The sequence below is a fragment of the Salinispora mooreana genome, assembly GCF_000379065.1.
Lineage (GTDB): Bacteria > Actinomycetota > Actinomycetes > Mycobacteriales > Micromonosporaceae > Micromonospora > Micromonospora mooreana.
The window spans coordinates 2,810,562-2,824,012 of the sequence record NZ_KB900614.1; the positions used below are offsets into that span (position 1 = coordinate 2,810,562).

A 13,451-nucleotide genomic window follows, 5' to 3' on the forward strand; every position below is an offset into this window, starting at 1 on the left:
ATATGGACACACTTGTCGGATGTCAGGGCCGGGGCATGCGCGCTACTGCGATGACACCGCCCCCGGCCTGTGGCCTATCGAGGTTCACTTATTCATCGGGTGCTAACAAAGCGTTTTTAGGCTTCGGGGGGATGAATCCAAGCCCTGGAGCACCTGGAGGTTCCATGCCCCGCATCCGTCAGGCGATGTCTCGACTGATCGCCGCTGCTGTCCTCATGGTCGCCGGTCTGGCCGTCGCGCCTGCGGCGGCCGCCTACGGTGCCGATCAATCCACCGAGCCCGTCACGCAGGCCAGTGGTTTCTGGGCCTGCTCGGTGCCGTCTGGATACACGTACACGGCGGTACGGCGAGAGCTCAGCGTCTGTAATCCCGGCGGCTTCGCCAACTCCTACTATGTCGTTGCCCCCAGCGACCGGATCTGGGCCTGTACCGTGCCGTCTGGATACACGTACTCCTCCGTACGGCGAGAGCTCAGCGTCTGTAACCCCGGCGGTTTCGCCAACACCTACTACCTGCGGGTGCCCCAGGCCGGACTTTGGGCCTGCACCGTCCCACCTGGCTTCTCGTACTCCTCCGTACGGCGAGAGCTCAACGTCTGTAACCCCAGCGGCTTCGCCAACACCTACTACCTGGTCGGCTAAAACAACCGGTGACCGGCCGCACGGCGCGGCGCGGGTGCGCGTCGCCTCAGAGGTAACTGAGGGCACGTGCTGACGGAGGAACCGTCCTGACCGACCACGAGTCCACTGACCGCATCAGCACGGCCGTCGGGCGCGATCCTGACGCGCCGACCGCGACCAGCGGCGTCGACGAGCGCGTCCAGGACGCCGCGGACCGCAACGAGCCGGCCGATCCGTATGACTACGAGGACTACTCGCACGACGACTGACGGACCGCTGCGGTCAGCGCCCGCCCGATGCCCGCGAGGCTCGGGCGGGCGCCTCGCGTCAGGCCCTCCGTCAGCACGATCCAGGCGGTTGAGCTGGACCATTCCCGGAGGCGGCACGATCGCGTACTCGGTCGACAAGCCGAGGGAACGGGCTGGTTCGGCGAGCCAGGCGAGGGGGCCGCCGCGTGTTGTTGATCAGCGGCACGTTCCGTTTCCTCGGATTCGGCTGTCACAGTCGGACGGTACGGGGTCTCTCATAAGACAGTGGTGGTGCAGTGCTGCCGCTTGGCTGATGGGAGACACGGATGGGCCAGCAGGTGTTCGAGGTGGCGGTGTACACGGTGACCGATGCGCGGCAGATGCTCGAGCGTCATGGCCAGGTGCATCGGCGGTTGGCCGGCTACCCGGGGTACGTGACGTCGGTGGGATTACGGCAGGTCGACGATCCGCAGGTATTCGCCGACGTGGTGCTGTGGCAGGACCTGGCCTCGGCGCAGGCCGCCTCGACGGCGGTGCGTTCCGACGAGACGCTGGCCTGGTTCCTGTCGTCGCTGGGTGAGCCGCGGCTGTTCGGTCACTTCACCATGGCGGCTGATCCAGTGGAACCGGTGCGGCAGATCCAGGCCGCGCCGGTGGTGGAGATTGCCTCGTATCAACCGGCCGACGACGCAGCGCACGCGCGGGCCCACCAGCTGCTGCACAGCGTCACGTTGCCCGGCCGCCACGGGGTGCACGGGCATGTGGCGCTGACTGGTGAGGACGGCCTGGTGGGTGACCTCATTGGCTGGGAATCCCCGCAGGTGTTCGAGTCGACTGCGCAGGCGTTGATGACCGATCCGCAGCTGGCGGCGTTTTTCACCCCGGCGCAGCGCACCCTGGTGTTCGCCCTGTTCACCCGTACCACCGGGCCGGTGAACGAGTGAGTGTCGCCGGCGTCGACCTTGATGGCCTCGACACGCTGGTCGCCGCCGCCCAGGGCGGTGACCGGGACGCGTTGCAGCAGGTGTGCCGGCGGTTGCAGGACCCGATGTACCGGTTGGCGTTGCGGTTCACCGGCAACCCCACCGACGCCGAGGACGCCGCGCAGGAGGTGATGATCCGCCTGATCACAGGCCTGTCCACGTTCGAGGGCCGGTCACGATTCACCACCTGGGCGTACTCGGTGGCGGTGCGCCAGCTGATGCGCACCCGCCGGCGCACCGCGGAGGCGTCGGTGGCCGGCCCCGAGCCGTTCGCTGACTTCATCGACCGGCACCTAGCTGATCCCGAACCGGGTCCGGCCGCACAGGCCGAGCACGCCGAGCTGGTCGCGGATGTGCGCCTGTCGTGCACCTACGGGATGCTGCTGTGCCTGTCACGCGAGCAGCGCGTCGCCTACCTACTGGGTGACCTGCTCGGCTTCACCGACACCGACGCCGCCGGCATCTGCGCGATCACCGCCGCGGCGTTTCGGCAACGACTCGCCCGCGCCCGGGCGGTGATGCGCCAGCTGATGGCCGGCAGGTGCGGCCTCGTGCGCGAGCACAACCCCTGCCGTTGCCGGCGCTTGACCGCGGCCAGCACCGCCCACGGTCTGCTCGACCCCGCCGATCCGCGGTGGGCCCGCCACGCTGGCGTCACCCTGCCGATCACCACCGACACCCTGAACCGGGCCGCTGCGGAACTGGACCTGGCGGCCGCGGCCGCCGAGGTCTACCGCACCGATCCCGGCTTCGCCGCACCCGCCGCCGTGTGGGACAACCTCGCCCACTCCATGTCCGAACTACTCACCCAGCCATGACCCATCCCCGCACGCGCGGACACCGCAGACCCCGTAGTTGGCCCTGTGGATCCGCACCACCGGCTGCCCGGCTGCGGGCTCACCTGCGAACAGCCCGGTGGCACACACCTCAACGGTCGGCCCGAACTGCTGGAACGGGACCGGCGCAGGAGCTGGTCGACGTCGGCCAGGAGCCGCCCAAGCCGGTCGCGGACCGCACCGTACTGACGCGTCCTGGCCGCTCAGCCCCCGAAACTACGCACCTCGACGGCGCGACACCCGGCCCTTGATGGGCCGGGTGTCGGTGACCGGCATGGACCCGCCCTGGCCCCTACGACGCCCTACAACGACTCAGGCCCCCTCCACAGAGGGGGCCTGAGCTGCGGTGGAGTAGCTCCACCTTCCGGGTGACTGATGGGAATTGAACCCGTAACGGAGGCATGGCCAGAGGGTCGATATGCGGTCTGACCTGCATCTCAATCTCTCCTGATCCCCCTCGATCCCCCTTGATAGCGGGCCGATTCCCCTACCGTTCCCCTAAAGTCGATCATGTTATCTCGGCCAGCTCGTCCGCTAACTCCTCGTCGACCTCGGTGTCCAGATCCTCCGACCGCACGTCCGCCATCGCCTCCTCGATCGCCGCGATGATCCCCTCGTCGACCTCCTCACGGAGGTGCCCGTACAGCAGATCCGTCACGACGAATCGACGAATGGCCGAGGCGGCGGGAGATCGCCGACAATGGGCGGCCGGCGGAAATCAGAATCGCCGCGTGGGTGTGGCGGAGGTCGTGAATGCGCAAGCCGGGAAGCTCGGCATCCTCGCACGCCCGCACCCCATATCCGGCGGAAATTCCGAGTGCGCACCAAGCCACCTTTCGGTGCCGTGAAAACGACCTCGCCACTCGCCTTTCCAGCGATCAGGGGAGCCAACAGCAGGGCCACCTTCTTCGTGAAGCTGACCGTGCGCCGACCTTTGACGGTCTTCGGCGACTGGAACACCAGCTCCCCGGTACTGGCCATCTCCTGAAGCTGCTCGACGACAGTCAACCGCGGCCGTGCGGCGAGCAGGTCGACCCGGTCGGCGCGCAGCCCGATCGCTTCGCCCCACCGCAGCCCGGTCGCCACCAACAGCATGACTAGTGTCCCGCGCCAGGAATTCGTTGAAGATATGAGGCGAGCCGGTCGAGGATCTCGTCGGCGGTCTTGGTCCAGATGAACGGTTTGGGGTCGTCGTTCCATACTGCGGTCCAGGCGCGTAGGTCGTTCTCCAGAGCCCGTAGGGAGGTGTGCGCGGCGCGGCGTAGTCGTTTGTCGGTCAGCAGCCCGAACCACCGTTCGACCTGGTTGAGCCAGGACGAGTAGGTGGGGGTGACGTGCATGTGGAACCGGGGATGCGCGGCGAGCCAACGCTTCACGGTGGGGTGCTTGTGGGTGCTGTAGTTGTCGCAGATCAGGTGTACGTCGAGGTCGGCGGGGACTTCGGTGTCCAGCTTCGCCAGGAACTTCTTGAACTCCACAGCCCGATGTCGGCGATGCACTGAGGTGATCACCTGGCCGGTGGCCACGTCGAGCGCGGCGAACAGGGTGGTGATGCCGTGCCGGACGTAGTCGTGGGTGCGCCGCTCGGGCAGGCCGGGCATCATCGGCAGCACCGGCGCCGATCTGTCGAGGGCCTGAATCTGGGACTTCTCGTCCACGCACAGCACCAGCGCACGCTCCGGCGGGTCCAGGTACAACCCGACCACGTCACGGACCTTGTCGATGAACTGCGGGTCGTTCGACAGCTTGAACGTCTCTACCCGGTGGGGCTGAAGGCCGAAGGCCTTCCAGATCCGACCCACCGTCGAGCGCGACAGCCCAGACTCGGCCGCCATCGACGCCCGCGACCAGTGCCTGGCGTCGGTCGGCGTGCGCTCCAGGTAGCAACCACGACCTGCTCGACCTGCTCATCACCGATCGTGCGTGGTGCGCCCGGCCGGGGCTGGTCAACCAGACCCTCCAACCGGCGGGCCACGAACCGGTTACGCCACTTGCCCACCGTCTACGGCCAGATCCCCCACTCCGCGGCAACATCCTGATTGGACTTGCCTTCCGCGCAGCCCAACACGATCCGACACCGCTGAGCCAGGGCCTGCGACGACGTGGCCCGCCGTGACCAACGCACCAACGTCGCGCGTTCCTCATCGGTCAACGTCACCACGGCCACCGGCCGACCTCTACGCGCCACCCACCAATCCTACAGTTATTCAACGAATTTCTGGCGCGGGACACTAGACGAGTAGTTCCGAATTCCGGTCAGTGGTCGTAGGCGATCAGGGATCGGGTGACGGGTGCGCCGGTTGTGTTGTTGTGCCAGATCGCGGCGGCCATGGCCAGGAGCCGTTGAGCCGACCCGGACGGCGACGCCGACGAAGGTCCGTCCGCCGTGTTGTTCGAGGTCAAGCTGGCCCTTGAGGGTGTCGTTGACCGACTCGATGAGCTGGCGGACCTTCGTGAGTATCGCCTCGCCGTAGCGGGCCTTTTCCTTCTTGCGCGATGGTCGGAGTAGGGCGATGCCCTGTTCGGCCAACTGCCGCTCGAACGGCGTGGAGGCGAAGCCTTTGTCGCTGATCAGCAGGATCCCGGCGTGTTCGGCGACCACGCCCGCCTCGACCTGAAGCATCGCGGTGAGGACCTCGCGTTCGCTGATCTTCGGGTTGGCCAGGGCCCACAGGATCGGCATGCCGGTCGGGTGCACACCAGGTACAGCCGTAGTCCCCAGAAAGAACCGGGAGTGGGAGGCGCAGTAGCCGTATCCGGCCCAGCCGGCCAGGTCCGAGCGTTGCACGGTGGGGTGGGACATGCCGCACGGGATGGGGGTGGAGTCGACGATCCAGTGGTTGTCGAACCAAAAGTCACTGTCCCGGGCCAGGTCACGGATCACCTTCTTGATCAACGGCAGCGCGGCGCGTAGCCGCTTGTTGTAGCCCGGTCGCTGTGACAGGTACGGGAACATGCCGGCCAGGTGGATGCGGGCGTAGCGGATCCAGTGCGCCTCTGAGCGGGCGCCGAGCAGGACCTGCGCCACGGCCAGGCAGACCAACTCGGAGTCGGTCAACAGCGGCGGCCGGCCCCGCCACCGGGGCGTGCGGATGCTGTCGTCGATCTTCACGTACAGTGCGGTCAAGAGGGTATCCAGGTCCTGCGTCACAACATGATCATGGACACCATCTCTTCATGCCCACACATCGACCCCTGACATCGGAACTACTCGTCTAGCGGACGCCAGTGCGGTGGCAGTGCCGCGATCAGGCGGCCGATCTCCGGGTCGGGAAGGAACCGCATCTCTTTCGGCTCCCGGCGCGGCAAGCTCGTGGACGAGCACGGGTTGAGCCGGATGCGCTTCGCGCCGATCGCGGCGGTGCAGATGGTGTGCAGTAGGCCGTGGCAGTTGCTGATGGTCTTCGCCGACAGCGGCTTGCGCTGGGCAGCCTGACAGCATCAAGGCCAAGCCAGCACCGGGTGGCCGAGGCGCGGTGGCCGTGGCTGGGTGTGCTGCTCGGTACGCCGGCCGCACCCATATACGAGGTGCCCGGCGTTGAGTGACAGCAATCCTGCTACACACGCTCCCCCGCATGCTCGCGAAACGGTCCTCTTTTTGATTGCTAATTTTGAGGCTCTTTGCGTTCACGCTCAGCATCGCGAATGCCATGATGCACCGCCGCGCGGACCACCGCGTAAAGTACCACGAAAGCCAACGCGTAGAACACGAAAGCTGCTATACCCCCAGACAGGATGTCCATCACAACATTGTATCAAAGCGCAACTATTCACCACGATACTGCACCCCTGCGGGTGTCCTTCACAAGGAGAAAGACAACTGCGCAAGCGTAAAGGCAGGCAATAAGGATCGTTGAGTGGAATTTCGCCGCCTCCTGGAGTGCTACTGCCCACCAGTGGAAGCCACTCGCACTTGCTGGATTCTGACCAAATACCAAACTCAGCAGCACGTAAGATGCAGGCAACATCCACGCCCAGGTCGACGATACAAGTGCCGTACCTATAATCGCCAGAGCCGCGAAGAGTATGCAGTTGCGAGTCACCGCCCATGCGGTGTCGGATGAGTCGGAGGCGAGCGTAGCCAGAACTGTTAATATCGACACGACTCCAGTTGCAAGCAGAATCCATAATATCCGAGCAATCGTCGACATCATCACATTAAATATGTCAAGCCACTGACTCCTACTCGCAACAGCGACTGCGATGCCAACGCCCGATAGTGCAGGGGTTAAAAGGTGAACCGAGACTGACGATGAAAACGGAACCACGAATTCACTAATAAGAGTGCCATTGAAGGAGATTTCAAGCGCTAGGCTCCCAGCAACCAGCACTCCGGCCGCCGGGAGTTCATGCATCTTCAACCAGGCCCGCAGAACGTGACGGTCGGGCGGCGAAAATATCACGATTACGGCTCGCAGCGATGAATAGCTGCTACCATTTCTCGAGCAACCTCGACAGTTAGTCCATGCTCGGCGCGTAATTCCACAAGTGAAGTGAGAGCATCAGCGATACGCGCGATGTCGCCGACAAAGCGCGGCGAGGGAGGTTCTTCGCCGAAGAGTTGAGGGCAGTGCCAGGGCAGCACAACAGCATAGACGACGTCGGCCAGCGGAACTCTCCCCGTTGAGAAATCGTCTGGCTTAATCTCAACCCGTCCACGCCGGTCATCGTCAGGTCGCACACCTTCACCAGGAATCCGCTCAACGTACACTCGAGGCAGTAAATCAGAAATGCCAAGCTGGCCTGCCGCATCGTGAATGACACTTACGTCGCGGGCGAGGTCCGGAAGAAATCGTTCATGTTCCGGGTATACACACACCGTGACCTGTTTCGAAACGCACGTACTGGCACTCACTCCGTGTTCCTCAAATCGGGGAATATCAGCAGAATTGCTACTAGACAGTAGCAATGCAATCGCAAGGCCTACTGCAACCAGCCCCCGAAGGCGACTGTTAAGCGCAGCATGCATGGCCAGGCAGCTAGCCATAAATACTAGCATAAAGCCGAATTGCAAAAACAGGTAGGTAGTCGAAAACTGAAGCCCTAACAGACTGGAAGTGGCTGAACCTACGTCAAAGGGCGCGAAGCCCCCACCACTTCTTCCCAGATTCCAATAGACCGCCACAGCCCCAATTACGGAAACAGGAGCTCCAACTACCGCACCAAGCATTCTTCCAATCACCGAGCCAAGGAGAATATAGGATAGCAAGGCACAAATCTGCGCGAGAATAAGAAAAAGTGCCGGGGTGCGCGGCACCAAAGTCGCACTATCGGCGATGTACAGGAATATGCTAGTCGATAAAAGATAGGCTAAGCCAGCGGGCAACGCGGCGGTGAGCCAAAGCCCCAAAACCGCACGGATGGGATGACTGAGCATCCGTGCCTGAGGAAGACGATGCTCATTCTTTATTCTTCCACCGTCAACGGCCGCGACTCCAGCCAGTAGCGGGCCAATTATTACTAGCCCTGATCCCGACCAGTCTACAGTCCAGTTCCATTCTCCACGCCAAGGCATCCCACGATCGAAAAAGTTGAATGCCTGTACAGAAAGTACGATTACTGTGGACCAGATGCCAAGGTGAAGGCGCGCGGCAGCAGCAGGCAGAGCGAGAATGGATTTCACTTTTCATCCGCCCAGATACGCGACAGAGCCAGCTCGATTGGCGAGTCGACTCGGATGTCGCCGTCGTTTACGCTACTACCAAGTAGAGATTGTGTTGTGCCATCGAAGCGAAGTTGTCCATGGTCAAGAACTAGTACACGATCCGCTAGTGCCTGAAGATCCTCCGTTAAATGAGTAGAGACGAGGATGGCTTTCGTCCGCGAGATCGAACGTAGAACCTGTCGCACCCGCTGCCGTTGCTGTGGATCGAGTCCCACGGTGGGCTCATCTAGAACGATGAGGTCTGGTGCATGCACCAACGCATACGCAATCCCGAGCCGTCGCTTCATGCCACCCGAAAGGCTTCCAATCCTTTCGTCACGCTTAGCAGCCAAGCCTACTGCTACTAGTGCCCGGTCGATGCATTCCGAACGGCTCCGCCTCGCGATCCCTCTAAGCCATGCCGTGTAATGGAGGAACTGCGACGGCGTGGCCCGTGTGGGAAGAGTAAAATCCTGAGGCAGATACCCGATACCCGCCCGTACCGTTCGGCGGCCGACCCTAGAACTCAATGATTGATTGTTGAAGAATATGCCACCTGACGATGGTTTCAACAGCGTCGTACACAGACCGATAAGAGTTGACTTCCCAGCACCATTTGGGCCCACCAATACGGTAATTCCCGGCCCAATTTCCGTATCAATGGGGCCGAGTTGGAAACCTGTCGGGTGGGATTTTGTCACCGAAGCCAGCCTTAGGCCGATCGTCATGTTCCCCCTTCCGATGAAGAACCCGGCACCGCATACATGCGCGGTGCCGGGTTCTCAAGGTACTAAGTTCTTGGCAAAATCAGTAAGTGTCGCCCAGTGTGTAGCTGTAGCCCGAGCAATCGTCCGGGCTGAAACGACGATCTTCGCACACCTGGAAACGGCCCCGTGCAGCGTTCCCCGTGTTGTTTACCCGCTGAGAAATCTGATCGATGGTGAGCCATCGGTCAGAGTTTGTGCGGTCGGAATCACCGAGATCAGTCGTTCCCCAGTCTACTCCCGAGCAGGCAACAGATCCGGGAGATATGCACAGGCTACTGTTGGTCTGCGTCCGCATGTGGATATAGACCGAAGAGCCGGTAGGGCGGTCATCCTTCAATTGCCCATTACCCAGCGAGCGCGTTCCGTTGGAGGTATGCGCCACCTTCCAGGTACCATACCCTCGGCCCTGCGACACGCCAGAGCCGTCGTAAGTAATCAATGGGTTCGATGCTGAATTCCAGGAGCGTACCGTGTTCAACGCATGCGCTGGTACGGCACCAGCCACAGCCAATCCCGCGACTAGGGCGACTCCAAGAGCCGTACGGCGGGCCGTACGGCGGGCCGTACGGCGAAACTCGGTGATTTTCACTATACCTCGCCTCAGTAGTTAATCCACGACGACGACCATGGTGACGAACAGTCGTCCGGGCTAAACCGCTGGTCCTCACATGCGCGAACATTGGCGCGCGCCTGATTCATACCACTTCCCAGGCTGGCCGACACGTCGATGTTGCGCCAATAGTCACCATTCCAACGAGCACTTTCAGCGTAGGCCGGCCCTCCTGTCGAGCAAGTTGAGCAGGCGCGCGAAAAGCTCCAGGTAGTATAGTAGATCGATTCGTTACTCGGTCGTCGATCGATTACCTGACCATCGAATTTGGCGGTGCCATAGCTGCCCGACCGACTCACCGACCAGCTACCGCGGGCCGAACCTTGCGCGACGCCGTCGGTATAGACTGTCAGCTCACCCCAACTCACCGCTGCGGCAGGAGTGGCACCGGCAGCGACTGCAACCAAAATGGGCGCGAAGAAAGTCGGAAGCTTCGCCCTGAGCCTCAACTCATACCTCATTCCACTGTAGGAGGTCGGACCGTCCTGTTGCGACACCCTACAGCAGCAAGTTCGACTTCGATCGTTAGACCACTCCGGAACGAGTAGCGCCAGTGATGCTCAGTAGTGACCCCGGGCCGCGTAGTGCTGAGCGCTCGACCAATCCCTGAACTGTCGACAACTCTCAGTAACGTCACAAATTCGCATAGGAAGCGTTTTTCCCTATCGGATATGAATTAGAGCTATCGGGTAACATAGTGCGCCCTTTCCAAGCTGTTCTTGCAGTTCAGGACGGGTGCGGTGGGCCCGGTGATCGATGGGTGCGAGACTCCAGGTAGGACAGCTTTCGACCAAGACTCGAAGCCCCGACCGGGAGCCTCGCCATGCTGTCCTACCCGCCACGACTCCTTGTCCAGCCGCACCCTGTACCACCTCACCGAACGCATCCACGGCCAACGTAGCCAGCGCCGATCCCGGTCGCGGCACCTCGCCCCGCCCGGCAGGCGCCGCTGACACTGGCTCACCTGCCTAACGGCGACATCTTCACCCGACTCGCGACCGGCTTCGCCACCGCCTGGCGCTACGTCCAGGAGGCGACAGCTCTGCTCGCGGCGGGCCGCCGAGAACCTGGCCACCACCATGCAACGGGTCTGCCGGCTGGCATACGCGATCCTGGACGGCACTCTGATTCCAATCGACCGGGTCGCCGACCAACGGCCGTACTACCCCGGAAGCACCAGCGCCACGGTGTGAACGTGCAGGAAATCGCCGATGCCGCTGGCCGGCTCGTCTGGGCATCACCGGCGCTGCCCGGCTCGACTCACGACCTGACCGCAGCCCGGACCCACCGCATCATCGACGCGCTGACCAGCCCAGACGTGATGAACAACTTCGCGGCAAGGGCTACCAAGGCGCCCACGGCAGCGTTCGCACGCCGTTCAAGCGACGCCGCTTCCGACCGAAGCTGTCACGCCGGCAGAAGACCTGAAGCCGCGCCCACACAAAGATTCGCGCCCACGACGAACGCGCGATCGCCACCCTCAAGACTTGGAAGATCCTGACCAAGCTGCGCTGCTGTCCACGACGAGCGCAGTCCCCGCCACCACCGGCGGACGGTCACGTCGCCGGGACTCACCGCCGGCTCCCGGCACGCTGCGGGGGCGCCCAGTTGCCCTGCCCGACCGAGGTCAGGTAGCCGTATGCGGTCTCGGTGCGCGGGCACGGCCACCCGGATCGGCAGATCGGGCACCGATCGACGCGCGGCCAGTGCCCGGTGATGATCCGCCGAGCGGACAGGATCATCCGGTTGCGTAGCTGGACCGTCGACAGGCCGGGGCGGGGCCGGGTGTGGGTGGCCATCACCGGCGGTTCGCCCGCAGTCGGGCGAGCGGGGTCAGCAGCGGCCGGTTGTCGAAGATGACCGTCGGCTGGTTGTGCAGCGGGGAGTAGGCGCCGGCCCGCGCCGCGTACCGGGTGGCGGGACCGGTCACGTCCAGCCGTGCGGGCCGGCGGCGGAGTCGGCGGAGTAGCCGGATCATGCGCGTGCTCCCCTCGATCGGGTCGAGGCGGCAACGGCATCAGTGTCACCACCCAGGATGATCCTGCGGTGACGCGGTGCTACTTGTCAGGATGGGCGCTGTCCGTTACCGGGTAGCGGACAGGCGGCGGACAGCCTCGGTGACCTGCCCAGCCAGCGCCCGTGAGGCGGTGGCGTCAGCTATGGCGCGAGCCTCATCAAGGACCTGCCGGGCGGTACTCGCATCCCCGGCCTGCGTGTGCGCCACCGCCAGGTGCACCAGGTGCCGGCCGTGCCAGTCCGACCCGCGGGCGTCCTCACTCGCCCCGGCGACCCCGGCGGCCAGCAGCCGCAGGGCCCGATCGTTGGCCCGGTCGTCCCGGGCGCCCAGGTACCGCCACACAATTCCCTGCTGCACGGCGAAAAACGCGGGCGTGTACCAGTAACCCCACGGCGACAAGGGCTGGCCGGTGGCCTGCTCAGCAAGATCCGCAGCCTCACTCAGGAGGCCGATCACCTCGCGCGGGGGGGCGTCGGCCATGGCTAGGCCGCGCGCGCCCTGCCCGGCGGAGTACGCGCGTAGCGCGGTGTGGACCGCATCGTCTCGCCGGGCTGCCCAGGACAGGCCGATCATGGACGGCAGATCCCCGCACCCCTCGGACTGGTGGCCTTGAAATGAGAGCACCGCGGCTATCAGGTCCCGGTTTCCGGCCTCGGTGGCCCATTGCAGCGCGCGGCCGAGCCACATTGTTGCGGCGCGGTCATCACCGGTGGCAATCCCTAGCCACCCGGCGAATTGGGCCCATTGCGCGGCCATATCCACAACCGCCGGCCGGACCTGATGGCCGGCATCTCGTAGCAGGGACACAACGGTGTCGAGCTGCACGCGGACCGGGTCGACGACCAAAGTCGAGCCGATCGTGTCCTCCAGGCGCCGGTAGCTGGCGAGCAGGTCGGCCAGGGCGTCCACCGCGCCGTGATCGACCCGGCGGGGATGCTGGACCGCGTATAGGGCGCGCTCGCTGGGGGTGGGCATGTCGGCGACGAGGGCGGCCAGGGCCCCGCCCGCGGCCAGGGCGTCGTCCAGGCGCACGGCGACATCCACTGTCGGCCGGGTGCGGCCGGTTTCCAACTGGTGCAACAAACTCTTGCCGTAGCTGACCGCCACGCCTAACTGCCGCAATGTCAGGCCGCGCGATTCGCGTCGCTGACGCAGCTCGGCGCCGAATCGCGGATCCACGATGGTGCGCGTCGGTGCCGGCATCAGTTCTCCCAGGTAGCGGTCTGGGGTGGCGGGCGCCGACCGCTACAACCGGCACCCTGCCGCCATCGACGGTACTCCCTGCCCGCACGTCACGCCGTCACCTGTCCGTATGGATGTTCCGGCGGGTCACGGCGTACGCCCTACCATGGAATTGTGGTTCCGGACAGGTTCGAGCTGTCCGCTAATACTCCAGCCGGGGTTGTTGACCTTGACTGAGCTGGGGTTTGATGCGATGCGGGAACGAGGGCAGCCACCGCCGATCATGGGTGGTTGTGTGGACTGACCATGATGCAGCGGTGGCTGCCGGATACAGGGTAGACGCCCAGCGGTGGCGGGTGTTGTTCGACGACTTGATGCTGACGGTCGGGCAGCGTTTCCGCAGGCCGGAGCCTCGCCGTCGGGTGCGTGACTTTGTCCGGGGCTTGCTGGCGCCGTTGCCGCGGAAGAACTGCTGGACGATCGCGGAGCATGCCGGTGACACGGGTCCGGACGGGATGCAGGACCTGCTGACCCGGGTGAAGTG

The 13,451-nt window shown here is 64.0% G+C and carries 12 protein-coding genes and 3 pseudogenes; 5 read left to right on the plus strand and 10 right to left on the minus strand.

The window, feature by feature from the left end:
- Positions 1 to 164 precede the first annotated feature (164 nt).
- From SALPAC6_RS0113285 to SALPAC6_RS25920, 3 genes are all read left to right on the plus strand, one after another.
- Entirely contained in the window at positions 165 to 641 is a 477-nt protein-coding gene (locus tag SALPAC6_RS0113285) for a hypothetical protein (protein WP_018255828.1), read from the plus strand.
- Positions 642 to 1,194: 553 nt separating this feature from the next.
- Positions 1,195 to 1,812, plus strand: coding sequence for a hypothetical protein (locus tag SALPAC6_RS0113290; RefSeq protein ID WP_018253899.1), 618 nt, complete (start codon positions 1,195 to 1,197; stop codon positions 1,810 to 1,812).
- Complete coding sequence (locus SALPAC6_RS25920) at positions 1,809 to 2,669, plus strand: RNA polymerase sigma factor (RefSeq protein ID WP_018253900.1); 861 nt, start codon at positions 1,809 to 1,811, stop codon at positions 2,667 to 2,669. The genes SALPAC6_RS0113290 and SALPAC6_RS25920 overlap by 4 nt, the downstream gene beginning before the upstream one ends.
- Positions 2,670 to 3,195: 526 nt before the next feature.
- Here the strand turns inward: SALPAC6_RS25920 and SALPAC6_RS29405 are convergent.
- The 7 genes and pseudogenes from SALPAC6_RS29405 to SALPAC6_RS31240 all read right to left on the minus strand — a co-directional run bounded on the left by SALPAC6_RS29405 (position 3,196) and on the right by SALPAC6_RS31240 (position 9,059).
- Positions 3,196 to 3,345, minus strand: a complete 150-nt coding sequence (locus SALPAC6_RS29405; protein WP_018253901.1) for a hypothetical protein — start codon at positions 3,343 to 3,345, stop codon at positions 3,196 to 3,198.
- Positions 3,314 to 3,550: a tyrosine-type recombinase/integrase gene (locus SALPAC6_RS31235; protein WP_397540896.1), complete on the minus strand. Its 237-nt coding sequence runs from the start codon at positions 3,548 to 3,550 to the stop codon at positions 3,314 to 3,316. The genes SALPAC6_RS29405 and SALPAC6_RS31235 overlap by 32 nt, the downstream gene beginning before the upstream one ends.
- Before the next feature lie 234 nt (positions 3,551 to 3,784).
- A pseudogene (locus tag SALPAC6_RS25925) lies at positions 3,785 to 4,875 on the minus strand (IS630 family transposase).
- A gap of 15 nt (positions 4,876 to 4,890) precedes the next feature.
- Positions 4,891 to 5,838 carry an IS982 family transposase gene (locus tag SALPAC6_RS25930; RefSeq protein ID WP_397540897.1) on the minus strand — a complete coding sequence of 316 codons (948 nt, stop codon included), beginning with the start codon at positions 5,836 to 5,838 and terminating at the stop codon, positions 4,891 to 4,893.
- Positions 5,839 to 6,292: 454 nt separating this feature from the next.
- Positions 6,293 to 6,430, minus strand: a complete 138-nt coding sequence (locus tag SALPAC6_RS29410; protein ID WP_162561538.1) for a hypothetical protein — start codon at positions 6,428 to 6,430, stop codon at positions 6,293 to 6,295.
- Between the two features lie 662 nt (positions 6,431 to 7,092).
- Positions 7,093 to 8,310, minus strand: a complete 1,218-nt coding sequence (locus SALPAC6_RS29415; RefSeq protein WP_162561539.1) for a hypothetical protein — start codon at positions 8,308 to 8,310, stop codon at positions 7,093 to 7,095.
- Positions 8,307 to 9,059, minus strand: a complete 753-nt coding sequence (locus SALPAC6_RS31240; RefSeq protein ID WP_080636049.1) for an ATP-binding cassette domain-containing protein — start codon at positions 9,057 to 9,059, stop codon at positions 8,307 to 8,309. The genes SALPAC6_RS29415 and SALPAC6_RS31240 overlap by 4 nt, the downstream gene beginning before the upstream one ends.
- 1,472 nt (positions 9,060 to 10,531) lie before the next feature.
- Here SALPAC6_RS31240 and SALPAC6_RS25935 point away from each other — a divergent pair.
- Positions 10,532 to 11,343 (plus strand): annotated as a pseudogene (locus SALPAC6_RS25935) (transposase family protein).
- On the opposite strand, the gene SALPAC6_RS0113340 reads toward SALPAC6_RS25935, so the two are convergent.
- The 3 genes from SALPAC6_RS0113340 to SALPAC6_RS0113350 all read right to left on the minus strand — a co-directional run bounded on the left by SALPAC6_RS0113340 (position 11,280) and on the right by SALPAC6_RS0113350 (position 12,928).
- Complete coding sequence (locus SALPAC6_RS0113340) at positions 11,280 to 11,507, minus strand: hypothetical protein (RefSeq protein ID WP_018253905.1); 228 nt, start codon at positions 11,505 to 11,507, stop codon at positions 11,280 to 11,282. The pseudogene SALPAC6_RS25935 and the gene SALPAC6_RS0113340 overlap by 64 nt on opposite strands.
- Positions 11,507 to 11,686, minus strand: coding sequence for a hypothetical protein (locus SALPAC6_RS0113345; protein ID WP_018253906.1), 180 nt, complete (start codon positions 11,684 to 11,686; stop codon positions 11,507 to 11,509). Before SALPAC6_RS0113345 ends, SALPAC6_RS0113340 begins: the two co-directional genes overlap by 1 nt.
- A gap of 105 nt (positions 11,687 to 11,791) precedes the next feature.
- Entirely contained in the window at positions 11,792 to 12,928 is a 1,137-nt protein-coding gene (locus SALPAC6_RS0113350) for a helix-turn-helix domain-containing protein (protein WP_018253907.1), read from the minus strand.
- A 353-nt stretch (positions 12,929 to 13,281) separates the two neighbouring features.
- Between SALPAC6_RS0113350 and SALPAC6_RS25940 the strand changes: the two are divergent.
- Positions 13,282 to 13,451, plus strand: a pseudogene (locus tag SALPAC6_RS25940) (IS701 family transposase); the annotation flags it as partial.